Below are 23,943 nucleotides of genomic sequence, written 5' to 3' on the forward strand. Positions count from 1 at the left end.
TTTTTTTTTATATTCTGCTAATTCATGAAAAAGCAACTGCTCTGCAATTACACCAAACATTAATGCATTACTTTCATTTATTATGTTCTTATTTTTATATATAAATGTTTTGGCCTGAGATGTGTATTCACTAAAAAAAGAAATATCGAAGCCACCAATAACACCAGCATTACTGGATTCAGTATATATATTTTTTTTTCTAAATATTCTAGGTATAAACCCTGAATGTAACTGAATTTCTTTAATACTTAAATCATACATATAAAAGCCACTTTCAAGATTTTGTGCAACAAGGTCATACTTTTCTTTAATAATGTCAAAAAAGTTACCAATAAAAACATCTTCATCAAAGTGCAAAAAAGGAGATTGTTGACAACTATACGTGAAAATTTTTGACATTGCCCAAACTTCTTCTGGAAAGCCTAGGTCATGTGGTAATTCATAGTAATTTGAATAAGGTATACCTAGTTCATCAATAAGAACTTTTTTTTTAGATTTACTTGCGTATAATTCTAAAATATTAAAATTAGAAAGAATGCGAAAAGCACTTAGCGCACAACTCATCCAAAAATATTCTGGTGATAACCAATTGTGCTCTTGAGCTTTTGCCAGATTTCTAGGATCCCAGCAAGTTTGTACTGCTTTTACCATATATTTTACAAAGAAAAAAAACGAAAAAATATAATTTGATAAAAAATAAAAAGTATTTACATTATATTTATTGAAAAATGAAGTGTTTGGAGAGATTAGGAACTTTCATTTACATGTGTGATATGAATCATGCAATAAACCCTTACCTTTTCTTAAAAATTAATGTATTTTTTATACTACTTTAAAAATGAAAATAGATAAAGACCAATACTCTGAAAAAGTAGATGCTTTAATAAACTCCTTTCCTAGTTGGCTAATAAAATGCTTCTTTGTATATATATTTCTTGTATTTTTTGTTTTTTTGGGAGGATATTATATAAAATATGAGCCAAGTTTTGTTACAAGTATGACAATTTATAATCCACCCTTAATAGATAAGAAAAAAAAACATGAAATTGTATATATATATGGAGTTATAAAGCTAAATAAAGAAATCTCTAAAAATGATATTTTAAATAATAAAGTCTATTTATTGCCAAATAAATGTGTCAATATTAAAGATTCATTACGTGGGAAAATCGCATATTATGATGAAAAAATAAATTCATATGTAGCTATTATAAGTTCAAATAACCTTAAAAATAAGCTATTATTTAATCAAAATACTGATTCCATAATAGTTGACTGTAAAATATATTTAAAAGAAGATAATTTGTTGAGCCATATTTTTAGTAATACATATAATAAATATAGATCTAATTGAATGCTTAAATCCTATCATGCTCGGTTACATATCTGTAGAGCAAATAAGCTAAAAAAGGTTCATCATGATTTAGTAGTCCAAATCTATTATTTGTCATGTGAAAAAGACTTTGATAAATATACCACATTTTTATTGGGGGGTTAGTTGTAAATTTATCAGAAATAATAGATTCAGGGAATATTACTTTGTTTTGATTCTCTAAGTCACTTAATAGAGTGTTTGTCTTATTAGATTGTCTCTCCCATTGCTTCCAAATAATTGCATTTGGGTAATTATAAGTTGATAATAATTTGTATATATATTGCTTCTGAATGTTGTAATTATTTTCATACGAATTTATTATTTTTAAGCTTTGTTCTTTATCAAAAGAACTCATTATTGAAGAAAAATAACTTGAGTAGATATAATAAAAATATTGTCCAACATATTTAGAAGTAATAAATGAATTTGCGAAATTATATTGAGCTTTTAAAGCTAATGAAAGCCTACTATTATATGTCCAAAATGTTTCATTTTTACTCAATAACTTTAATACAAGATGTGAAGAATTATAAAAATGGGTTTCAATATACTTGATTGAATATATTCCCCCATAACGTTCTAATTCTGGTTCGTATTCTATCAATTTAATAGAATTGTTTGGAATTGTACTTTTAAATTGCTCCGTCTGCTCTGAGGGGTTCTTCAAAATATAATCATAAATAGAATTCATTAACAAGTCTCTAACCTCATTAAAAAAACAACTTGGTTTACATTCTATACGAAGTCTTATATGTGGCCCTAATTCAAAATATCTGATAAAAAAATATTTTGAAATTAGATTATTATTCTTTAAACAAAGAATAGTAGGGAAAATACAATTACATAGTAGCTTTTCCCAAGGCGGATAGTAAAATATATGTACACTATACCATTCCTTTTTATTATTGAAGCTATCGCTCATACCATTGAATTAAACATTCTGTAACTTTTTGATTACCATTAACCTTTAACGTTTCTGAGGTTTTTGGAGTCATTTCAACAAATCTTACTTCGTTAGATGCTTTTCTTAATAACTTTCTTAAAAGTTGAATTAATAAGGGACTGCTAAAGGAAATATATTGTGGTTTGTAATCATCATTAATTTCTATTGTTTCTCTATTGTTTTTGCTAATATATACAAAAACTTCGTCAGGCATTTCATTCTCATTTGCCCATTCTACAATATTTTTGTAAAATTCTTCATTAGACCAAGTTTTATTAAATGGAATGTTTTCAATTTCAAATAGCCATACCTTTCTCTGCAAAATAAATGTGTTTTCATATACAATTCGTGGAAATATACTTCCTCCTTTTTTTTGAAATTTGTAGGATTTATTAATTGAATTTATTAAAAAATAATACTGTGAAAAATAGTCATCATGTGATAAATGAACCAACATTTTAAACAATTTTGACCTGGTATCAATTGATTGAAAATCGACATCATATACTTTTATTATTTTTTCATTGTACTTCAAAATAAAATCATCATTCTCTAATGAAATATATACTTTACTTATATTAATTAGATTTTTATTAGGCAAACTATTACTACTACTAGGCATACTTATTTGATGTTCAAATAGTGCTGGATGTATATTAGCATTGAAAAACGAAGCGTCACAATTTTCAACTAAAGTATGTTTATTACTTAAATATTTTTTATTCAATTGTATTTGCCTTTTTGTAATGTCATTTGGGAAATTATGCAAAAATCGGCTTAGATATTTTCCATAGCCATTTGTTATACTATTGACATACCCTACAATTTGATTATTATACTTTGCGAATTGGACAAATGCGCCATAAGATACTGGCTGTTTAGATATTTTTGGCTCTATTTCGCTCATTAGTTTTAGATTTTCACTTGATATTTTGATAGTATCATTTTCCTTATCATAATTGATTTTTTTTTCTATTTCATTAAACCAAGCTTCCGCTTTTTTATTGTTGTTAATAAAAATATAAGATTTAATATATTTAGGCTCTAAAGAAGTATTATTATGGTTTTCATTAATTGTGGCTATATACTTCTCTATAGCTAGTTCTACATCGCGGTAATAACCTTCATAGAAATCCAAAATATTAACCTCTTGATTTAAATATTTATCTTTAAAATACTCCAACATTCTACTTTTTTCTATTGTAATTGATGGAACTTTGTTTACGTTTTCCATGAATTCTGCAAGAATATTTGTTAGTTTTTTTACTTTACTTATATTTAGATCAATATTACATTCAACTGTCGTATCTTCATAGAACAAGTTTTTGGGTTTTATTAATAAATTTTTGTGTACAAAATGAGTAAATTTGTTCTTTATACCCTCTTCAGCTAAATTATTAATAGTATCATCACTATTAGATGCCTCTTCTAATGAATGAGCGAGCGTCATAATTTTATCATATTCGTTAGATAATATTTTTTTTCTTTTTTGGTATGAACTGTTTGCGAATATTCTCGCTTGAACTCTGATAGATTTTAATGTGTCGATTATTAATGTTTTTAATTCTCCTTTCCATGAAAGGTTTTTTAAAAGTGATATAAATTTGCTATCCCAATCTGAATCTAATCCAGAAATTTTGTAGTCAAATTCTAAAAATCCTACCTTGATTAAGTTAAAAACATACGTTTCTATATCTTCATTTGTAGCGTCAACAAATTGCTTTGTTTCTTCTATTAAAGAAGAAAATGTATATATTTTTTTACTATTTAATATTTTATAGATTAAGTCTAAAAATAGATTTTTTTTAATTTTTTGAAAGGCTTCTCTATTTTTAGAGTTCTGAAGGTACTGGTATTCAAAAGCAAAAATTCTTATTGATGGGTTTAAACGAATATTTATACCACTATAAAAATCTTTATTGTTGAATAATGCATCTTGAAGGAATTGATATATATAATTATTTATTATAATTTTGCTTCTATATTTGTTTGAATAAATGTTCTTATATTTAAGATCTTTGTTTAAACAAGATAATTGAGTAAAAGTACTGAATGGTGAGGTTTTCGTAGTAATTCTTGTTATATATTTTAATATTGAGTATTCAGTTGTATATTCTGATTTTGTAAACTCATTTAAATTACATTCTATATATTTATCTAAGTTATCCAATAAATCTGAAGAGGAAAGGACTAAACCATTTCTTAAAACAGAATTTCTGGACATTTTTTTAATATACATGCGCTGTTTATTTTCATACTTAACATATAGTTTACTAAAAAAAACTTCTTCTTTATTAATAAATGCAAGGCATTTTTTGTATTTTATAAAATCATTTTTAAGCTGATAATCAAATTGTAAAAAAACATCAGAATATTTTTCGTTGTTTAGATTTCGTCCATTATAAAAATCACGACGAAAATTCAGTATTTTATTTTGATTTTTTTTGTCTTTTGCATTTGCAATGAGAATATATAATTTTTTAGATATTACATTTTTTAGTATTTCACCATCTTTCTTCAATCTTTCGAGCTTTATAATACGTTTTTTTAGTGGAGTATTTGACAGTTCTAATACTTTTTTTGCATTTATACCTGCAATTCTTATCAGGATGTAATTGTTAATTTTAATCATAATATGATTTAGATTACTGGTTACGAATAATTAATAGAGTTGATGTAAGTTGACTATCAGGTGTTTATGAATTAGAGAAGCCATTAGAGTTGCTTTTCTTAAAAAGTGATTTATGGATAAGATAATTCTGAAACCATTTACAAGTCTGAAAATCAGCACTATTTCACTAACTCATTAATAATGTTTACAGCTCAATTAAGTTTTCAATTGTTTATTTATTAATTCAAAATACCTGTTTTTTTTATTATAAAGATCTGAATGCGTTCCAGCCTCTATAACCCGCCCGTTTTCAAACACAATAATTTGATCAGCTTCTATAATTGTACTTAATCTATGTGCTACGACTAATAAAGTGCATCGGTCTAATTTATTTTTAAGATTGTTTGTAATTAGTTTTTCGTTATCTACATCAAGAGCGTTTGTAGCTTCATCAAAAAAAATATATTTAGGATTTCGATAGAGTGCTCTAGCAATTAAAATTCTTTGTTTTTGTCCCGAGCTGATATCTATCCCATTTGTACCTATGTATGTTGAGAAAGAACTTGGTAGAGACTCAATAAAATTACTTAAATTAGTCAAATCACAAACTTCTCTGATTCTTTCTATGCTATATTCTTCTATATTTAAACATATATTATTAGCAATTGTATCGTTAAAAATATATCCATCTTGTAACACTGAACCGCAATTTCTGCGCCATTGTTTAGTACTAATATCTCCTAAATTTTCATCGCCAATTAATATTGTACCTGATTTATGTGTATAGAATTTCAACAAAATTCTTATTAAAGTTGATTTCCCACTTCCACTTAATCCAACAATAGCTGTAGTTTTTTCTTTGGGAATTATAAAAGATATATCATTTATAACATTGTTTGATGGACTTGATGGATATGAGAATGATAAATTTTTTATTGTAATGTCTTTAGAATCATACCAATATTCATTTGTTAAATATTCCTTTTTATTGTCTTCTTCTTCTTCATTTTGTACCTCAGTTAACCTTTCTAAACTAATTTTAGCGTCCTGATACGAATGAATAAATTCAATTGATTGACTTAAAACATTATTCATTTGACCAATAATATATTGTATAGAAAGCATTGATCCTAATGTTAATTCATTAGTAAATACTAGTTTAACTGAAAAGTATGTAATTAATATATTTTTTATTTGATTAATTAAAACTGTTCCAATATATTGCTTTTGACCTACTATTAGGCTTTTTTGTTGTGAAACAAAATGATTAATATGTAAATCTTCCCAATCTTGTCTTTTCACTATTTCACTATTATATAACTTAATATCTCTTATTCCATTAATTAATTGAATTAATTTACTTTGTCTTATTGCACTTTCTGAAAACAATCTATAATCTAATTCTTTTCTAATATTTCTAAATTTAAATAACCATATAAAATAAATAAAACTTCCAAAAAAAAATACAAAAAAAATATTTAAAGAATAGTTAAGTAGTATTAAAGAATAAACTAATCCATTAAATATACTAAATATAAAATTTATTGTATAAGTTGTTAAAAAATTTTCTATTCTTTTCTGGTCATTCACTCTTAGTAATATATCTCCAACACTTCTTGATTCAAAAAAAGATATTGGAAGACTAAATAGCTTTTTTATAAGAGTTGATAAAATTTGGATATTTATTCTACTACCTATATGAAAGACTATCAAATTCCTAAAAAAATCATTTGTTACTTGGCTTATTGTTAATACTAATTGTGCTATTAGAATAAGGGTTATAAATTGAAAGTTATGTTCTTGAATTCCTATATCTACTATTAATTGTGTTAATAAAGGGAAACTCAATCCTAATATACTACTCAATATAAGACCTAAAAATATATAAGCTAAATATCGGCTATATCTTACTATAAATGGAGATAAAAATTTAAAATTTGTTGCTACGAATTTTATACCCTCATTTTTAAGGAACTCAGGGGTTACTTCAAAAGCTAAAATAATTCCTTGATTGTTTTCATTTCTTACCCATGATTTTATAAATATATCATGGTTAGATACTACTTTTCCAAATGCTGGATCAATCCAAAATACTTTTGTTTTTGTTATTTTATAAACAACAATGTAATGACCATTATTTACATAAGCAATGAATGGTAGTGGAACTTTTTCTTTTAAAATATGAAATGTAGTTGTGAAACTAAATGTTTTTAATCCAAAACTTTTTGCAGCTTCACTTAAGTCTAATAGGCTAGTCCCCATTTTACCTAAATTGGAGCGTTCAATTACGAGTGATAAGGGAACATTTAATCCAAAATATTTCAAAATTATAGTTAAACATGTTGGACCACAGTCCATTTCATGTTTTTGTTTTATAACTGTAATTCTTTTAAACACGAAAAATCTTGTTAGTATGTGAATACTTACTAATACTAAATCAGAAAATGAAAGATACACAAAAATAAAAATATATTTTCATAAAATGAAATTTCAGTGAATTAGTTGTATTATGTGGAGAAAAAATGATGCTTTTAACATTTACTAGCAATCGTCCCTGAGTTCAAGCTATTGAAACGATTTGGATTCACTTTGGTTCTTATGAGGCCAACTTAGTCAAAATTAGAAGAAAACGAGAGTGAGCTACTTAGGTCGAGTTGTGTAGAAAGTCATGAAATTGATAAAACCGTATAGAGCTTGACCAAAATGCAGGTAGATGTGTATTGCCTTAATCAATAAAATCACCTCGGATGTTAACATTAATAATATAAAATAAATAGGGGTTGGCTCAGAATTATTAGAGCCAACCCCTATTTAAAGTTATAAAGTTTCTTTAAATACCAAAAATCTGTATGCTTAATTTATAAGACCTTTCACAACTTTACTTTTGGTTCTATTAATGAGAAGGTACGTGATTTCAACAAAAATACTAAACATACTTATCATCTATGACCCTTTGCAATAGATGTTATAGATAATAGCCATCGCAGCAAACTGATATTCAACCTTACCTTTACTTAATATTATTCAATAGACCAATTTTTCCCTTAGGAACCACTGGAGTTGTAACTCCTAGAACTTTAAGGACATTATCTGAAACATCATCTTCAGCGCTACTAGCATAAAGCACCATTGATCTGGTCTCTCCATCTTCTATATTCATATCGGAGCGCAAGACTAACAGATAATTATTTTGTTTTGAATAGTCTGATATTGCTTTTTTTACTTTTTCATCAATTGGACGAAACTTTCTCGCGTATAGTGTCCTAATGTCATTCTCTGAATTAACCTGAAAGTCTTGCAGGGATTTCTGTAGATTCTCAAGCTCTGACATTTTGTCCCTTAAAATAACTTCAGAAGTACCTGAAGTTTTTAACTTTTCAAAAATTTCAGCTTTAGCTTGATAATTATCATACTTTTCTTTAATTATTTTCTGATATCCCTGTGAGGTAGCTTCCACTTCCTTTGTAAGTGCCTGAAAATCAGGTAGATTTTTGAGGATATATCCTCTATCAATAATTCCTATTTTAAATTGCTGAGCATTAGCACTTTTATTTTCTATAAATAGAGCTACCACAATTACTAGCCAAAGTAATTTTTTCATTTTAACAAAGTTTAAATTTATTTGCACTACTAACGATTAGAAAGTAGTATTTATTGCCGCAAATATATATATATATTATAAAAAATATATACAGCTGTACACTTTTATTTATGTCTATCCAGCGAAGAACTTTTGCAAGTTCATTGACAACATTGAGAAAATGTGGGGTGGCCCTCAAATGAAGGATACCTTACTTTGTAGGTTAGTTCATTGATTTTGCTTGTATTGTTGTTCAAATTTTTCTGAGCTTTGGTAACCCAAAGATGAGTGTCTTCGCTTACGATTATAATAGACTTCAATGTAGTCAAATAACTCTGTTTTAGCATCTTCCAAAGAATCAAAAGAGCCTTTTTCGACTAATTCTCGCTTGATTGTTGCCCAAACCGATTCTGCGTGGGTATTTTCATAAGCAGATTTCTCACCTACCATGCTTTGTCTAAATTGTTGGCTATCAATCATTTTTTTAAATTTAAGTCCAAAGTATTGTTCACCTCTAGCTTTGTAAGCTGGTAATATTCCAAGATTTAGTAGCTTGCTATCAAAAGAAAACCAGGGCAGACTACCCTATCGCTCGGCAAGGCTGCTGACCTATGAACCGATTTAGGACCAGCTCTTATTGTGAAAAGGGTAGTAAATCTATTGATGAGCTTATTGAGGCGACGAACAGCTCAAACAACTCTTTGGGTTGATGACTTCAATCCCAGGTATTGGTACAGCTATTATTGCCTATAACGAATTGCAAACTATAACCGATTCCAAAAAGATGGCGGCATCGGCCTTTCGATAACAAATTCTTCCGCTTAGGGTCTTGATTGTCTGTTTGTTTCTCAGTTAGATGAATGTGGAAAACGCTGTCTTGGCGGTCAATCGAAATCAGTTCGAAATTTTCTAAAAACAGAATAAGAGGTAGGAAACTCTCCAAGACAAGTACGTTTGATTAAAAGCAAAAACTAAAAAAAATACAACGCCCTCCACAACTTTTGAGATTGATCTAAGGTCTGAACATCAACCAAGATTTTTCAAAAAAATTCACGTTTCCATCTGACTCAGATTGTCAGATGGAAACGTGAATTTTTGGAGGTTATTTACTGAATTGTATTGACTTTATAAATCGATTCAAGGGTTACCTTGCCTTCGAGGCTGCCTGTGAATTTTCTGCATTTTTTCTCAATCAACTACTAAATTTTACAAATTTCAGTAACTGCCAGTTAAAGGGAGATGGTTCACCGTATCACCGAAAAATACTTTTGTAGGAAGTGTCTTCCATTAGCATTTTGTTTTTAAACGATGAAAATTATACTATAATACCTCAGTAAGCAGAGCTATTACTTCAAATCCACGCTCACTCACTGTTAAATTCAGTAAAATCCATCGCTCGGTCGATTCCGTTATCAATCATATTCTTGTTGATGATTCTCATTGTTGTTCGTCTTTAAAATTTACACTTCAAAATTCAAACGACTTTGGGAATTTTCATAAACACTTCTCTATGGTTAAAAATTGAAGAACGCCTTCTTTCGAGATAATTCATTTTGTTGATTAGAACGCAAGGACATTTTTTTATTCACAACCAGGCCCACCACTTCCGTTACATGTTACACCAATATTTGTGTGGCAGGCAATAGAAGAGCAACAATATGTAAAGCCACAGTTTGACCCTCCTGTATATCCTGTACAAGCGATAGTCCAAGTTGGCATAGTTCCTCCTTGAACTGTTTGAGACAAATTGTCTTCTAGGCTTGTAACAAAACTTTCAAGATTTAGACTTTCAAGGCTTAACTTTGATTTGGGAAAGTTTTTCTTTTTCATGATAATTATTTTTTTGTGTAAAAAGAGTTTTTTTAAGACTTTACGAAAGTCTTAAAAAAAACAAAATTTTCCAAGAAAAAAGACAATTATTTTTTTCTTTGTTTAGGTATCCTGTTTGCTTAGTGAAAATTGTGAATAATTTGGTCAAGGAAATAGTATGATTGAGTACTATAGTGAACCCCATTTATAGTGCAGCAAACAGAAAAATCCAAAGTGCTAGTTGTATGTCATTACAGGCTTTGTTGCATGGCATGTAGTAAATCATCACTACGTGCATAAAAAAAGCACTGGAATGGCGAACATTGAGATTGTCAAACCTCCAAAGCTGCCACCTTATGGCTTCCAGTGCTATGCTAAAATTACACTTTTTTACCCAAGCAGACAACCAAGTTCCAAAAAAGCCCAAAAGGTTAAGAAATGACAATCAGCCAAAGAAAAGTACCGATTAACCAACTGACTCGAGTATAATAAAGCGTTGATATTCAGAAGATTTGTTACGATTTGGCTTAGTAAAGAGACACTGGAGAATTGGTATTATCAAGATCCACGCGCTGCTGGCGGCCAGTTTCGCTACTCCGACGAGTGAATTCAAGCTGCTTTGGCTCTCAAAACAGTCTTTCGACCACATCGGCAGCCCGATTGCATTTCGAAAAACACAAGGACTGATTCAGAACGTGTTAGCCACAATGAAGATGAATATACAAGTACCAAGCTACACCCAATTTTGTCGCCGACAGGCTAAAGTAGTAGCTTTTTCAGCCGCAGTTCCTTGTGAGGATAGTATTATCGAAGCCCTTCATCTCGTCATCGACAGTACAGGATTAAAAGTATATAGAGAAGGCGACGAGGCTGCCCTTTAGGTTTGTACTATGGTACAATTAAAAGATTTGGTAGCTTACCAACAAGTAAACAGGGCGGGGGTTCCTATGGAGCCGCAGGGTAGTTACTCCATGCACGGATTCGGACCCACCCTGTCTTACTTGCTTTAGGCTCAAATGGAAATTCGGGTATGGTAGCCCATTAGTAAGGGTTTAAGCAGTGAATCAAGTAAGTTGTTGAACCCCTAAATTATTATTCCTTATGGATATTCGCTATTTTATTGGTGTTAACATTTCTAAAGCTACGCCTCGGGGCACCCCGTTTAGATTGGGGCATTTTCGACGGCAAGAGCATCGTCTTACAAAGTCAGCCAGCTAACTCGGAGGCGGGTATTAAAACTATGCTCAAACTTTTAAAAGCCTTACTTGGCTTTGTCAGCGGCCAGTCGGTCTGTTGTATGGAACATACTGGAATTTATAACGCGCACTTGTTAAGCTATTTACACAAGATACCTTTACCCATTTGGTTGAAAAACAGTTTGCAAATTAAAAAGTCAGGTGGCCTACAACGCGGTAAAAACGACAGTATTGATGCGCATCGCTGAGTATGCCTTTCGCTTCCGCGACCAGATGCGACTGTGGCAACCTCCCCGATTTGTTTTACAAAAATTGGCGGCTGTAGGTACGCTCAACGTCTTTTGCTGGTTCGTCAGCAACTTCAACAGCCAATTAGTGAACAACAGAAATTTCTAGATTCAACTCTACAAAAGAAAAGCAACTAACCAAAAGCTGTCTGGCTTCCCTAAAAGCCATTTATGAACCAAAAAAATTAGCGGCACCGACCGTCCGACTGTCATGCGGGTGTTGCGCCCTTTACTTACTGTTCGGGTAGGAGAGTAGCATCCGAAGCAAAACACGAGTCAATCAACATGCGCGTCTGCGCTTGAAATCCCTTTTTCATTTAGCAGGGCGGCTTGTGCCGAGCCATGTCGGCCATCCGTATGAAAGGGGAACTGCAAGACTACTACAAACCTAAGGTTAGGCAAAACAAGATGTTGGTCTTGAACGCGGTTTGTAACAAGCTTATCCATAGGATTTACTCAGTAGTCCACCGTCAACAGAAATATGACAAAAATTATACGCTTATACTTGCTTAAACCATGGAAACCCATGCGGTTGTTGCCTGTTTTAGAACTCTAACAGGGGCTAATCACTATGCCCGATTACAAGAATTTATCTGAACTGTTCGAAAACAAGGTCTCAACCCATTTTTACAACTTCAATCCGTTTTGCAAAATCAGTTTGCTTGGAAAACCTGCTAAACAATTACATTTTTACATAATTTTACGGCATGAAATACCTTCTTAGCACTATTATTATTATCATATTAGTCATAGGTTGTCGTCCAAATGAGGTAGTACCTAAAATAGAGTTACCTTCCCGTGATGACCACTTAACTCTTGGTAATCCAAGCAACGCTACCAGCAACATAAATAATTCAAGTAATTACCTGATTCAACGGCCAAGCTATGCCCTGAGCTATAATGCAACCACCAATTTGACCAATTGGTGTTCCTGGCATCTATCGACGGCATGGAAAGGAAGCGTGGAGCGATATACGGGTCAATTTATCCCCGACAATACACTACCACAAGGATGGTATATTGCACGTCATAGCGACTATACTAATACAGGATTTGACCGTGGCCACCTTTGCCCAAGTGATGACCGAGATAGCACCGTTGATGAAAACAAAAGTACTTTCATTTTGACGAATATTGTACCGCAAGCTCCCAAACATAACCGTCAGGCTTGGAATTTGCTGGAACAGTACACAAGAGAGCTCCTAAAGGATGGAAACGAAATTTATATTGTTGCAGGGACATACGGGAAAGGTGGCACAGGAGATAATGGACAAGCCACTGCCATCGGTAGTGTTACTGTTCCGAGTGCTTTATGGAAAGTCATTCTTGTACTACCAATCGGGTCGAACGACGTCCAACGTGTTACAGCTAATACACGAGTTATAGCCGTATGGATGCCCAATAATAATGAGGTTGGGGCCAATAAATGGAGTGATTACCGTGTAAGTGTGGATGAAATCGAGAAACGCACAGGTTTAGATTTCTTTTCAAAAGTGCCAATTGAAATTCAAAATAGCATTGAACCAAAAACCGATTTACAAACAATACAAGCTTTTTTTGATGAGATACTAAAAATGTAAAATTGCTGTATTAGCCAATTTATGTCACATCTAAATGCCATACACGATTATAAAAAATGGGCACCAACATTGTAGTTGTTGCCCATTTTTATGAAGGCTTACATTGTTACTTTCCCTTGTTCAATGACTCTTTGACATGCTCTACAATTTTATACAGTGTAGTTCGAGATGGGATGCCAAAAGCTTTAATGATGTCCGTGTCAGTTTGTTTATTTTTTTTCTTGTTAACATAAGCCCAATACACATTTTCGGCAATGGGTAAGTACTTTTCAGAAACCCCATTTTTGCGACCAATTTTAACCTTGTTACTTTGTATGGCCTCCTTTAAACCTTTTTGGGTGTGTTGTACTAAGTTGTCTTTTATCTGACCTGCTAAATCCAGCACAAAGTCGATACTCCGTTTACCTTCTTCAGTACTTGAATCAATTTCCTCACGTTGAGATATGATGATGAGTTTTTTATCAAGTAAGATTTTAAGGTTATTGGCAATGCCTAGTAGCCCCGCTCCAAGCCTTGAAAGCTGTGGCAGTATAATGGCATCACCTACGTCGGCGGTATTTAGAACGATTTCTAAATCCATTACGAAAATTCTGTTGGTACAAGTCATAGGAATTTCATCATTTTCATTATCCATCTTGTACAAAAAACATTTGCTCACTGATTGTAGGGTATTGTGTTTCATTGCGAATTGTGCCTTTGAAGAACACATTGAATGTTAAATGTACAAGCAAAATAATGTACAAAATTACCTTTTGCAAAATTTGCTACTTTATATACGTATTTCCTAAAATGAGAATTTGAGAGTTTTGGATAACTGTTTGAATAGGGAAGGCAGCGCCTTGTATCTCAATATTACCATTTTCTGAGATAGACACTGAGTAATCAAGTGTTGATATGTAACCTCGGTTTGGCCGCTTACGTCTGTGTTGAACTGTTAACCCTGTATCGGCCTTTTTGAACTCCCATTGATCAATTTCATAGCTTTCTTTGTTAACATTTTTCCAAACACCGACTAATTGTTCTGCTGTCTCCCCCTTTTTGCTCGTACAAGAAAAACAGAAGCAACACAACATAAACAGGCTCAAAACGCGATACTTCCACACAGAAATATCCGTAAAGTAGCGTTCTCCCACCTTTCTTGTAATCGGATTACAGCTTACCTCAATGTGTTTACCCACTAACGATTCTACTTTTTCGGGGATGCTATCATTAAAAAAATCAACCAGTACCTGTTTAGGGTATTTTTCATCGTATTCAATCAAAATACCCTGTTTTTTCCATGCTTTATTTTTACCCTCTCCTTCTTGAAGGGGTAAAATTTCTTTGATAATTCCATTAATTTCCATAATTGATTAGGATTAAAGAGTAAAAGATGAAGTTGCTTTCTTATCTTGGCCATTACTCGTAATAGTAATTACTACCTCTTGTTTCCCTTTGAAACGAGTTTCGACAAAATACAGGCCAGATAGTTTATTGTTCTTAAAAGAACTATAATTTACCAATACCCTATCCCCTGTGTATAGAGTTTGGTTATTGATTTTTAACCAACTGTAATTATTCGAACTAAAGGTAATATAGTAACTAGCATTTTCATTCGGGGAAAATTGGCGTAAATACAGCTCTATCGGTTGTTGGATAATTCCTTGTTGCTCCTGACGTGACAAAGCGGTGTCAGGCGGAACGATTAAAACGTTATAATCCACGGTAGAACCTACCGTGGATACAATCTCGATTTCTTTGTTACAAGAAAACAGCCATAAAAGGCCGAAGCAAAGCAAGTAATTTCTCATCTGAACAAATGTAGTTTATACCCGAGGTAAGGGAAAGTTGAGAATTTTTGATATTTTGATGTTAGGTTAATTTGCTGTCTAACTCCTACTGTAAAATTGTAAAGTTCTATTTCAGCTCCTAAACAACCTCCTAGAAGAATGTCCGAACGACTTTGTAAACTATACTGACCAAAAGAAATCGTATTTTTATTAATGCTCTCATAGCCAACAATCACCGAGAACGGCAGCTTAAAGAAGACCGTTCGATGGGCGTTGTAAAAGAGTGGAACTTCACTTTGAGCACCCACAAAATAGTGATCAACAGGAATCGAGAAAGCACTGGTTAATGTACTTGTGTTATCCGTCAAAGGAGTCTCTTTGTGGGAATAACCCACAAAGAACTGATTTCCTATCACTTTTTTAGTGTACTTCCCAATACCTGCCCGAACTGCGAAATGCGTGATTCCAGGAAAAACATGGTCATATGCACCCAACTGAACATCAACAAATTGTTGATTTCTAAGGTGGGTCTGAGCATTACAAATAGTACTTATCAGCCCAATGATTAGCAAAATAAATCCTCTCATAATTGGCGTGCTTTTTGAATGATTTTATTATCAATAGTCATTTTTAAATGTCGTGCGCCTCTGTCTTCGTAAATTTCAAAATCTACTTGTTTACTCTCACTGACGGCTCGAAACGGCACGACAAAGACAAATTCTTTTTCAGTCGAACTTTTTACCTCTTTAGTAATCGGCAAGTAATATTTCACAGGTATTTCTTCTTCCTGAACAGCCACCCGCTTGATTTCAGAAATATCAGCAACAAACACTTTCGCAAAATCAATCTTATAATCAATTTCTGAACGGTTAATGATATTGACTACGTAGTAAAGGTTATCTCCTTTCGCGTAAATCCCCCGTAGTAAGGCTGTTACTTTCATAGTATAGACTCCTACATTATGAATGTAATGTTTACGATTAATGGCACGTTGGGCTAAGTCTTTGAGTTCTACAAAACTTTCATTAGACTCATCCAATACTTTATGATTGCTGTAGTTAATGCCTAATTCTTTTGAAATTCTCTCATCAGAAGAATAATTATGTCCCATCGAAACATTAAGAATTTCGGGTTCTTGTTCGTAATTAGTCAGAAAACTATACAAACGACCGTCCTTAGTAATAACAGTTACGTTTGTCTCAGCAAACTTTTGGCGTGCATTCGCTTTGACACGAACCACGTTATTAAAAGCTTCAGTAAGCTGAACAATTACGTGGGGGTTACCCACATCGATTTCTTTTACTTCAGATGGGAAGATAATATGCACCGTCTTTTGCTCACTTACACCTAGTGGGTGAGTACCAATCACAGAGGCTTTGTCAATGGGTAACAAGTAGTTTTTTTCAGCATTTACCTGATTATAAAAAGACAAATTAGAGGTCTGCGCTTTTGCCTTGGGAATCACCAATAGAGCGAAAAGCAAAAAATTAATTGTTTTCATAACTTGCACTAGGAGCGTTAGAAGTGGTAGGAGTAAAACTGGCCGATTTTAACAACATTTGATAGTTAGGGCGAATCGTAATTTTAGGAATTTGCGCTTTTGATACAATCACCTGTCTGGCGCTTTGCATCGCTTGTTGCGTGGTTTGTACTGCCATTTGCGTCCCGACCTGTTGGGCAATATTCCCTTGTCCGATAAAATATCCGCTGGCCCCCGAAGTCGGTGTCATCGCTGCTTGCGTAAGCCGACGAGCAAGAATGTTTTTCTCCCTCAAGTTCGGCACATAAATACCTTGTTGGCCATCCAAATCAAACGCCTGAACTGTTAGGGGGTAAATAGCAGTCCCCTTAACTAGGGAAGTAAAGGATATAAAAACTCGGTCATCCCCTACCGTACATCGGCCATTTAAGAGTGTCCCTTTTTCCAACACCACGGGGTCGTCTCCAATTTTAAAAATGGTATTTTGAAGCAATCGAACCTTAATAACCGACCCCTCTTGCACCTTAACGGCTTCACTTGAATGAATTACGGCTAAAATTGCATCGTTGGCGTTGTAAGACTGTTTGTTTTTAGTAGAGACATTATAAAAGCCGATGCCTGTAGTGTATGGGTTTCCAATCGTGTTTTTACTGGTTTCAGGGTATAATTCCGTTAATTGCCCCTTACCTTTGTCTTTCGGAGTATAAGAAGCTAAAAATGCCTTTTCATGCTCATCATCTTGTCGCAATTTATCCCCGATGGTCGATGGCCGTTTCTCCGCTTGGGGGGACGAATTGGTATTATTTTTCTCCATTTGGTCTAGCACTAATTTTACTTGACGTTGATTAATCTCCCTATCATCTCTTTCTCTGTTTTCCCGTTCAACGTCCTCTTGTGTTTTGTGAAAAAGAGGTTGATTAGCCTCATTAACAATTCTTCGTTGTCGGGCCTGTGATTGAGCGTATAACTGTTGCTTTCGACGTTGCGAGTTCTGAAATTTCACTTCTCCTCCCGCAGTTTCTATCTGCCGAAAATCGGCATCAGTCAATCCTTCATTACTTACTTGTTGGTCATGCGGTTGTTCTCCTACAACATAGCCCAGAGAAGCATTTTGGTCTGACCTAAATCGAGAATCGTTTTTGGGGGCGGTTTTAAATTTATCCTCGTTAGTCAATGCTTTATTTTTGGGAGCAACCACCTCAAGGGCTTTTGTATCGTTACCATCCACTTCTTCGACAGTGTCTTTGGTATCTGATTTAAACACCCCAAATCCCCAAAGCATTAATCCAACGGCAAACAATGCGCCGCCTCCTAAGAGAAGAAATTGGTACTGCTTTTGTGTGAGCTTTTTTACTTTTGATGCTGATTCCATGTTAAAAAAATAACGATGATGTAAATGATAAAAAAGGTAATAAACAGGAAATTTCGTGTTTGCTTATGGTCTTTCTGCCATCTATCAAACCTGCGTGAGAGCCAATAACTTACGGCGATTATCTTTCGCTCAGTTGGCGTCTTTTTGAAGTGATTTTCCACTGGTATATACTTTTGATTCTAGTATGCGAAAATCACGAATCATTAGACCATTTGGGGAGTTAACCGAGCGAGGCATATCTTCCAAATTACAACGCGTAATTAGTTTTTTCTCGCCCTTAGAACTGGCCCTTGTTTGTTTTACAGTCGCATAGGTAAGCGCACCATAAGGATACATTTGTGTATTGATTACTACCGAATCAATCACTATCTTTTGAATGACATTTCCTTGAATGACACTGGTGTAAAACCCCTGTTCTTTTAAGTCTTCGTAAAGCTTTTTAGCGGATTCGTCAGCTAAAAAGAAACTTTTGTTAGTAGTAGCTTCAATCTCGTCAGCGTCAGGAGATAAGCTAAAAAACAATTCATGAAAACGTCTAACATGATAGCCGATTTCAACGGGTCTATTTTCGGTGACCACGCCCGCAATCGCTTCAAATTGTGCTCCCTTATCAATAATAAAAATCCGCTTGGTCATTTCTTTGATGGTGCTTTGAGATAAAATCAGCGAAAAAATGCTAATAATCCCTAGACTCACTAGACAGACAATCGTTAGAATTTTAACGCGGTTGTAATGCTTTTCGAGTTTGAGTAGTTCTTCCATTTGTAGTAGGTACGTAAACGTGAATAGATGCGCCATTGTGAGAATAGACAAAAGCGTCTTTTCCCACTTTTTGGATTTTTTTAAAACTGTAACTAACGATGAGTAAGGTCACAAGCGTGGCCATACCCACCGTTACAGAGCAAACCAAGACAAAGACCCGATATTGCTCTACTAGGTTTGATCGAAATTTCATACTTTTTTAGAGGTTGCTTGAAAGGCCGCATTGGCCTTTTTGGTGAATGTGGCACTTGCTTTTTCAAATCCACCACCTACGGCAGACAGTCCACGAGTTGCCCCCTGTACAATGGAACCGACCCCTCCGACTGTTACAAGCATATGTGTCATAGACGGCACTTGCGTATAACCAATAAGCACCACTATCAATAGTGACATAAAGCCCAAGCCCAGATATTCAGGTTGCTGTAATTCAGCACCCATACCATTTAAAGCATCTGTTACATCATACGCTTGCAAATAACTTTTAACAAGGCCAAAACCAATCGAACTATACATGGCAGCCACCGCTGGCATAAGAGCAAATTGAATGTAACGCCCTGCCCAATTAGCAATGGCCATCGAAAAGCCTGGGAAAATAGCCAGTGCCAACGTAATGGGGAAACCCATTCTGAGTACAATACGGTACCCAATGCTTACTAGAAATAGGCAGGTTTCCGCCACGTACATCAAAGCGATAAGCACGTGTTGTAAAACCGCTAGTAATTGAAATTTTAAAGATTCTTGCGCTTTAGCCATTGAAATTTTAAAATCAATCACAAATGACGTTTCCATACCCAAAAACTTAGAATCTTCTTCCTGAGAATTACCAAAGGCGTCTTTATACGATTCTGGATTTGACCGTATGGTTTCCCATTTCTTATCTACCAATTCCGTAAGTTTGTCATTCAATTGTTTGACTTGTTCCGCGATTTGAAGATTACCCGCTGTAACGCCAGTCCTAATTGAATTAGCCGTCTTGTCAATACCATTGCATATCGCAGGGGCAAAAGGAATGCAGCACATCAACACAAAAGGCCGAAGCAATGGAAAAATGTCAATATCTTGGTTATTGGCTATTTGTACAATAACCCTAGAAAAAATGTACACCAAAGCCCCAATTGCGGCAAATACCCTTACATAACCTTCAATCGTTTCGGCCATACTCTGAGCAATAGGGATTTGTTGATTGTACAAATTGTTAATGATAGTGATTAAGCCGTCCATAGTGAGTATGATTAATAGCCCAAAGACATACATTCATCCAACTTCCATTTCTTACGAAGCTCTTCCCGAACTGGCCGCATTAGTTCCCTAGCTTTAATCTTCATTAACATTTGAAACTCTTCATTAGAAATGACTTTTCCAGAAGGGTCGTAAAAGTTTTGGATATTGTTCTCGATCTCTTCCTGTATATTGACTTCATTGTCGGCAGCTCCCGTCATTTTGTCGATTTCATCCGCAATCTTTCCCGTTAAGTTTAGATTGAAAGTCAATAAATTTTTAACCGTTTTTTTCACCGATTGCGGTTTATCTTTGTAACTGTACCCTTCTTGCATCAATGCAAGAAAAGATTGTTGATCCATCTGAGATTCGCGGAAATACAATTCATCGTAATAGTTTTGAAGATTCTCACTACATAATTGCTGTTTTTCGCGTAATGCTTTGGCCGCAGGTGAATTATAAGCCGAATCAAGCACACTTTTTTTCTCATCATCATAGCCCATGTCATAAGCCAAATCACGGGTATTACGGTATATTTCTCCCCCCACCCCATTGTTAGAAACTGTCGCTGCTAACGCATATAACTTAGTCGTATTATTTAAGTCGGTCATATTTCCGCTACGTTGAATGCTCATCGCTCTTACCTTGGCGAAATAGGCATCAACCACGCGAGAAAACTCAGATACTCGCTTATAAGCATTGTCGATAAACGCTACCCTTTCAGCATCGGTCATTTTAAGCACTCCTCCCGATTGGGTCGTCGCCGTGTGCATATCCTTAAAAATGGCGGAACCAGCGGCCGCTAACCCTTCAATATCTTGGGTCATCAATGCGTATTCAGCAGGGAAAATATGCCCGTCTTTTGAGACAGCGGCTGATAGTTTGGTCATTTTTGCAATGGTATTTTGAACAGTTTTAACCGTCTCCATTCCTCGGTGAAACTGACGAACAGCCGACGCTACTCGCTGTAAATCTTCGATTTGATTAACAATTTGCTTGAATGACGGATCTTGAATCAGCTTAATCAACGTACTAACCCCCGTGTGCATAGGGTCAGAAACAACAAATTGCGCTTGAACTTGTTGTACAGCAAGGCTCAATAAAAAAGCCAAAACGAAAGCGGTTACTCTTTTCATAAGTGATTGATTTTTAAGACTGAACATTACATTTCTTCTTCGGCAAATAGAAAGGCGGCATCCTTTTGTGAAATCCGTTTATCATCGGCAATTTTTTTAATTTTAGCCACCTGAGTTGGCTCTGTAGTAAAGAGTGCTGCGGCGTATTTTGAAACTTCAACCCCGTACACCTTACAGCTGTCCCCCAAAATGATTGCTAGTTCCTTAAAAGGGCCGCGATTGACAGAGGTTCCTCGATTGATACTAAAAATTTGCGGTACATTATTACTGCTTATCTTGAACAATTTGAGCACTTCTTCGGCTTGTTGTAAGTACTTACGAATGTCCATAATTATCTTAATGTCAGTGTTTTGAACAATAGCATCCTTGATAATTTCTGATTTCAGAAGATCTTCGATTTCTTGGGTGACAACCCCAATGGCTCCAAAATGCTTACGAGCCGTTTTGAACGCCCATAAAAGGAACGTGGCAAAAAACTCCGAGGACACAGCACGCCATGCTTCTTCGATAATTAGCACCTTGAGAACCCCCGATAGACTAAATAATTTGGTCATGTATGTGTTGGTAATCATCAATGTAATGACAGGCAATAAAATAGGGTGGTCTTTAATGTTATCAAGTTCGTAAATGACAAAAGGCTCTTTGGCATAGTCTATTTCTTCTTCCGAATTGAGCAAAAAAGCGTAGTTTCCACCCCGATAAAAAGGCGTCAGAACAAAGTAGAAGTTTTCAAAGTCAAATTGTTCTTTCTTCCCTCCCATCGACTCGAAAATGGCAGGAAATACATTTTTCGAGAATTCATAAAACGTATTAAAACATGGTTTGACATTCTTGTTTTTATCTAAGTATTCATAATAGCTTTTGACCATATTAAAAAGGGTAACCTCCTCACTTTTAGCCACTTTATCCCCCTCTTTTTTATAGAGCAAAAACACAATCTTTACAATGACTTCAATAAATTCTTCCTTTAGCTCACTGACTTTATTTTTGCCCAGGCTAAATTCTTCTCCCTTAAAATAGAAAGGGTTCAAGCTAATTGGCTTTTCTTCACTGTGCGTTATGTATTTTGCTCCCAAAATTTCTCCTAGTCTTTTATAAGAATGCCCTATGTCCACGATGGTAACGTGTGCTTTGGAAGCTAGTAAATAGTACACAAGGTTATTCATCGTAAAGGATTTCCCCGACCCCGAAGGGCCAATCACCGTAAAATTCCGATTACTAATTAGCCCTTCTTTTAAGGGGAAAAAAAACACATCAACGTTACGCGGGCTGCCGTTTCTATCAGTCACCAGAATACCCGCATTTTGAAACGCTGAGTCACTGTAATTCGATTCTAGGTTAAACATAGCAACAGCATTGGAAAGCGAAATCGTGGCCAAGTTATCATAGCCAATTTCACTCGCGTTTCCTGGAATGCAAGACCAAAAAAGCTGTGGAGAATAGGTAGTAGCTACCTTCGAGATAAACCCTGTTGACTGAATAGCTGACGATACCATGTCTTTTTGCTCTTCTAAAGCTGCTGTATCTGAATGAAAAGTTTGCACATTAAAGTGAGCTTTAACAGCTACCAACCCATCTTTCATGCTGTCCACAAAATGAGTTTTTTGTTCCATTGAGAAGGTATTGTCTCGGCTCCAACTGGAAAATGAAAAATGTCGTTTTGTATCCGCTACCAATTTCGTAATTGTACTTGATTGCGATGGAATGTATAGAATTTGATTATAGACATGATTGACCCGCAAGCCAAGCCCAAAACTTAATCCGTAACTAGCGGGCATTTTAGTACGGTCAGTGCTATAATCCTTAAAAGATATAACAGGCGGTAAGTCAGCAGGGTACTGGTCTAAATCGTTTATGACGAAGGTGTACATACCTTGATTACCCACGCGAAAAATCCCTGCCTCATTTGAAATATCGTACAAATTTTTATCTGAATACGACAAGGTAAAATAAGTATCCAAAAGTCCTGTTGTTTCCTTTGTCCCCACAATTTGTTCACGGTTTAATTTTTGAAGCCCAATAATTTTTGACTGGTTAACCGTGACCGCAAACGCTTTTACTTTTTCTAAAAAAGACGACAATGTTTTGTTTTTGGCTCGATCTCGCACCGTCGCCATCTTTTTAAACAGGCTACTATTCATACTGTCTTTTTCTGTCGGCTCATTATTAGGATGAATGATGTAGAGATAGCCCCGATGATTAAAAAAAGGTCTATCCTTAAAGTGCAGCTCATTTTGTTTTAGCACAAAATCATTGTTCTGTATGTATGACATATCAGGCTGATAATCAGACCCAATAAAGAAATCTTGTTTATGAATAAGATAACCTTCCCCCAAATTTTTGACAGCCCCAACTAGAACTTCAAAGCATTGGGCATAGTTGTTTTCCGTTTGTATAAAAACCTCAGGGTAGTCGATGGAGAATGCCACACAATAATCTCCATTTTTAGAAAATAATACCCCCGTTTCATCTACGCTCAGAATTGGAAAGATGGATGCTACATCAACAGGTTTTTTCATTTTACAAGCTTGTAAAAAGGTTCATTAATAATGATTGATTCAGGAGCTTGATGTTTTGAATGGATATGACCGTACTTGCCATTTTTCCCCATGTCAAGTTTGATTTTTGTATAGGAAAACACGGCTGTAACCGCTGCCACAGCGATGATAAGTAAGCTATTTGAACCAAACATGTACAGTAAAAAAACGGCAAGTACGATACCTAAAATAGTGAACGCAAGCTGATAAAAATACCTACCCTTGAACCCTTTAAATTCTATCTCGTCATCAGCTCCTTTAATAACTTTGGTTGGTAGCGTTTCCATA

23 protein-coding genes are annotated in these 23,943 nt (G+C 34.4%); 4 read left to right on the forward strand and 19 right to left on the reverse strand.

Annotation, left to right across the window (positions count from 1 at the left end):
* The coding region (locus tag K339_RS0108500; RefSeq protein ID WP_028523226.1) for a DUF6734 family protein at nucleotides 1-651 on the reverse strand (651 nt) is incomplete at its 3' end.
* A gap of 187 nt (nucleotides 652-838) precedes the next feature.
* On the opposite strand from K339_RS0108500, the gene K339_RS0108505 reads away from it, so the two are divergent.
* Entirely contained in the window at nucleotides 839-1,354 is a 516-nt protein-coding gene (locus K339_RS0108505; RefSeq protein ID WP_028523227.1) for a hypothetical protein, read from the forward strand.
* 4 nt (nucleotides 1,355-1,358) lie between these two features.
* On the opposite strand, the gene K339_RS0108510 is transcribed toward K339_RS0108505, so the two are convergent.
* The 6 genes from K339_RS0108510 to K339_RS37065 form a co-directional block, all read right to left on the reverse strand.
* Nucleotides 1,359-2,297, reverse strand: coding sequence for a thiopeptide-type bacteriocin biosynthesis protein (locus tag K339_RS0108510; RefSeq protein ID WP_084332149.1), 939 nt, complete (start codon nucleotides 2,295-2,297; stop codon nucleotides 1,359-1,361).
* Nucleotides 2,287-4,950, reverse strand: coding sequence for a lantibiotic dehydratase (locus K339_RS0108515; RefSeq protein WP_028523229.1), 2,664 nt, complete (start codon nucleotides 4,948-4,950; stop codon nucleotides 2,287-2,289). Before K339_RS0108515 ends, K339_RS0108510 begins: the two co-directional genes overlap by 11 nt.
* A 195-nt stretch (nucleotides 4,951-5,145) precedes the next feature.
* Nucleotides 5,146-7,326, reverse strand: a complete 2,181-nt coding sequence (locus K339_RS0108520) for a peptidase domain-containing ABC transporter (protein WP_051397886.1) — start codon at nucleotides 7,324-7,326, stop codon at nucleotides 5,146-5,148.
* A gap of 613 nt (nucleotides 7,327-7,939) precedes the next feature.
* A complete protein-coding gene (locus K339_RS0108525) occupies nucleotides 7,940-8,530 on the reverse strand; it encodes an OmpH/Skp family outer membrane protein (RefSeq protein WP_028523231.1) in 591 nt (196 codons plus the stop codon).
* Nucleotides 8,531-8,737: 207 nt separating this feature from the next.
* A complete protein-coding gene (locus tag K339_RS0108530; protein WP_084332150.1) occupies nucleotides 8,738-8,989 on the reverse strand; it encodes an integrase core domain-containing protein in 252 nt (83 codons plus the stop codon).
* A 1,101-nt stretch (nucleotides 8,990-10,090) separates the two neighbouring features.
* Nucleotides 10,091-10,339: a pinensin family lanthipeptide gene (locus K339_RS37065; RefSeq protein ID WP_157607528.1), complete on the reverse strand. Its 249-nt coding sequence runs from the start codon at nucleotides 10,337-10,339 to the stop codon at nucleotides 10,091-10,093.
* Nucleotides 10,340-10,830: 491 nt separating this feature from the next.
* On the opposite strand from K339_RS37065, the gene K339_RS38000 reads away from it, so the two are divergent.
* The 3 genes from K339_RS38000 (at nucleotide 10,831) to K339_RS0108560 (ending at nucleotide 13,381) form a co-directional block, all read left to right on the forward strand.
* Entirely contained in the window at nucleotides 10,831-11,199 is a 369-nt protein-coding gene (locus K339_RS38000) for a transposase (RefSeq protein ID WP_028523234.1), read from the forward strand.
* Nucleotides 11,200-11,558: 359 nt separating this feature from the next.
* Nucleotides 11,559-11,762: a hypothetical protein gene (locus K339_RS37850; protein WP_229598717.1), complete on the forward strand. Its 204-nt coding sequence runs from the start codon at nucleotides 11,559-11,561 to the stop codon at nucleotides 11,760-11,762.
* 746 nt (nucleotides 11,763-12,508) lie between these two features.
* Entirely contained in the window at nucleotides 12,509-13,381 is an 873-nt protein-coding gene (locus K339_RS0108560) for a DNA/RNA non-specific endonuclease (RefSeq protein ID WP_028523236.1), read from the forward strand.
* A gap of 106 nt (nucleotides 13,382-13,487) precedes the next feature.
* Here K339_RS0108560 and K339_RS0108565 read toward each other — a convergent pair whose 3' ends face one another.
* The 12 genes from K339_RS0108565 to K339_RS0108620 form a co-directional block, all read right to left on the reverse strand.
* Nucleotides 13,488-13,961 (reverse strand): recombinase family protein, encoded by a 474-nt coding sequence (locus K339_RS0108565; RefSeq protein ID WP_211243788.1) that lies wholly within the window; start codon nucleotides 13,959-13,961, stop codon nucleotides 13,488-13,490.
* A 184-nt stretch (nucleotides 13,962-14,145) separates the two neighbouring features.
* Complete coding sequence (locus K339_RS35840) at nucleotides 14,146-14,727, reverse strand: DUF3127 domain-containing protein (RefSeq protein ID WP_051397887.1); 582 nt, start codon at nucleotides 14,725-14,727, stop codon at nucleotides 14,146-14,148.
* A 12-nt stretch (nucleotides 14,728-14,739) separates the two neighbouring features.
* Entirely contained in the window at nucleotides 14,740-15,171 is a 432-nt protein-coding gene (locus tag K339_RS0108580) for a hypothetical protein (RefSeq protein ID WP_028523238.1), read from the reverse strand.
* Entirely contained in the window at nucleotides 15,168-15,737 is a 570-nt protein-coding gene (locus K339_RS0108585; protein WP_028523239.1) for a conjugal transfer protein TraO, read from the reverse strand. Before K339_RS0108585 ends, K339_RS0108580 begins: the two co-directional genes overlap by 4 nt.
* Nucleotides 15,734-16,651, reverse strand: coding sequence for a conjugative transposon protein TraN (traN, locus tag K339_RS33010; RefSeq protein WP_051397888.1), 918 nt, complete (start codon nucleotides 16,649-16,651; stop codon nucleotides 15,734-15,736). Before traN ends, K339_RS0108585 begins: the two co-directional genes overlap by 4 nt.
* Complete coding sequence (gene traM, locus K339_RS0108595; protein WP_028523240.1) at nucleotides 16,638-18,002, reverse strand: conjugative transposon protein TraM; 1,365 nt, start codon at nucleotides 18,000-18,002, stop codon at nucleotides 16,638-16,640. Before traM ends, traN begins: the two co-directional genes overlap by 14 nt.
* A 129-nt stretch (nucleotides 18,003-18,131) precedes the next feature.
* The gene (gene traK, locus K339_RS0108600) at nucleotides 18,132-18,764 is read right to left on the reverse strand and encodes a conjugative transposon protein TraK (protein WP_028523241.1); all 633 of its coding nucleotides are present in this window, start codon (nucleotides 18,762-18,764) and stop codon (nucleotides 18,132-18,134) included.
* On the reverse strand, nucleotides 18,721-18,957 hold the full coding sequence (locus tag K339_RS37470; RefSeq protein ID WP_169731829.1) for a hypothetical protein: 237 nt from the start codon (nucleotides 18,955-18,957) through the stop codon (nucleotides 18,721-18,723). Before K339_RS37470 ends, traK begins: the two co-directional genes overlap by 44 nt.
* Nucleotides 18,954-19,985, reverse strand: coding sequence for a TraJ family protein (locus K339_RS33015; protein ID WP_051397889.1), 1,032 nt, complete (start codon nucleotides 19,983-19,985; stop codon nucleotides 18,954-18,956). Before K339_RS33015 ends, K339_RS37470 begins: the two co-directional genes overlap by 4 nt.
* Nucleotides 19,986-19,996: 11 nt before the next feature.
* A complete protein-coding gene (locus K339_RS0108610; RefSeq protein WP_084332151.1) occupies nucleotides 19,997-21,118 on the reverse strand; it encodes a hypothetical protein in 1,122 nt (373 codons plus the stop codon).
* Between the two features lie 26 nt (nucleotides 21,119-21,144).
* Entirely contained in the window at nucleotides 21,145-23,637 is a 2,493-nt protein-coding gene (locus K339_RS33020) for a TraG family conjugative transposon ATPase (protein ID WP_037299729.1), read from the reverse strand.
* Nucleotides 23,634-23,942: a DUF4133 domain-containing protein gene (locus K339_RS0108620; protein WP_028523243.1), complete on the reverse strand. Its 309-nt coding sequence runs from the start codon at nucleotides 23,940-23,942 to the stop codon at nucleotides 23,634-23,636. The genes K339_RS33020 and K339_RS0108620 overlap by 4 nt, the downstream gene beginning before the upstream one ends.
* Between the last annotated feature and the right edge of the window lies 1 nt (nucleotide 23,943).

Origin of the sequence: Runella limosa DSM 17973, from assembly GCF_000482465.1 — a bacterium.
Lineage (GTDB): Bacteria > Bacteroidota > Bacteroidia > Cytophagales > Spirosomataceae > Runella > Runella limosa.

Bases quoted from the DNA above. Each gene is read 5' to 3' on its own strand.
- K339_RS0108515 (WP_028523229.1), bottom strand. From the start codon at position 4,950: ATGATTAAAATTAACAATTACATCCTGATAAGAATTGCAGGTATAAAT.
- K339_RS0108580 (WP_028523238.1), bottom strand. From the start codon at position 15,171: ATGAGAAATTACTTGCTTTGCTTCGGCCTTTTATGGCTGTTTTCTTGT.
- K339_RS0108510 (WP_084332149.1), bottom strand. From the start codon at position 2,297: ATGAGCGATAGCTTCAATAATAAAAAGGAATGGTATAGTGTACATATA.
- K339_RS33020 (WP_037299729.1), bottom strand. From the start codon at position 23,637: ATGAAAAAACCTGTTGATGTAGCATCCATCTTTCCAATTCTGAGCGTA.
- K339_RS0108505 (WP_028523227.1), top strand. From the start codon at position 839: ATGAAAATAGATAAAGACCAATACTCTGAAAAAGTAGATGCTTTAATA.
- K339_RS33015 (WP_051397889.1), bottom strand. From the start codon at position 19,985: ATGGACGGCTTAATCACTATCATTAACAATTTGTACAATCAACAAATC.
- K339_RS0108525 (WP_028523231.1), bottom strand. From the start codon at position 8,530: ATGAAAAAATTACTTTGGCTAGTAATTGTGGTAGCTCTATTTATAGAA.
- K339_RS37065 (WP_157607528.1), bottom strand. From the start codon at position 10,339: ATGAAAAAGAAAAACTTTCCCAAATCAAAGTTAAGCCTTGAAAGTCTA.
- K339_RS0108530 (WP_084332150.1), bottom strand. From the start codon at position 8,989: ATGATTGATAGCCAACAATTTAGACAAAGCATGGTAGGTGAGAAATCT.
- traM (WP_028523240.1), bottom strand. From the start codon at position 18,002: ATGGAATCAGCATCAAAAGTAAAAAAGCTCACACAAAAGCAGTACCAA.
- K339_RS0108610 (WP_084332151.1), bottom strand. From the start codon at position 21,118: ATGAAAAGAGTAACCGCTTTCGTTTTGGCTTTTTTATTGAGCCTTGCT.
- K339_RS0108585 (WP_028523239.1), bottom strand. From the start codon at position 15,737: ATGAGAGGATTTATTTTGCTAATCATTGGGCTGATAAGTACTATTTGT.
- K339_RS0108565 (WP_211243788.1), bottom strand. From the start codon at position 13,961: ATGGATTTAGAAATCGTTCTAAATACCGCCGACGTAGGTGATGCCATT.
- K339_RS35840 (WP_051397887.1), bottom strand. From the start codon at position 14,727: ATGGAAATTAATGGAATTATCAAAGAAATTTTACCCCTTCAAGAAGGA.
- traK (WP_028523241.1), bottom strand. From the start codon at position 18,764: ATGGAAGAACTACTCAAACTCGAAAAGCATTACAACCGCGTTAAAATT.
- K339_RS37850 (WP_229598717.1), top strand. From the start codon at position 11,559: ATGCTCAAACTTTTAAAAGCCTTACTTGGCTTTGTCAGCGGCCAGTCG.
- K339_RS37470 (WP_169731829.1), bottom strand. From the start codon at position 18,957: ATGAAATTTCGATCAAACCTAGTAGAGCAATATCGGGTCTTTGTCTTG.
- K339_RS0108620 (WP_028523243.1), bottom strand. From the start codon at position 23,942: ATGGAAACGCTACCAACCAAAGTTATTAAAGGAGCTGATGACGAGATA.
- traN (WP_051397888.1), bottom strand. From the start codon at position 16,651: ATGAAAACAATTAATTTTTTGCTTTTCGCTCTATTGGTGATTCCCAAG.
- K339_RS0108560 (WP_028523236.1), top strand. From the start codon at position 12,509: ATGAAATACCTTCTTAGCACTATTATTATTATCATATTAGTCATAGGT.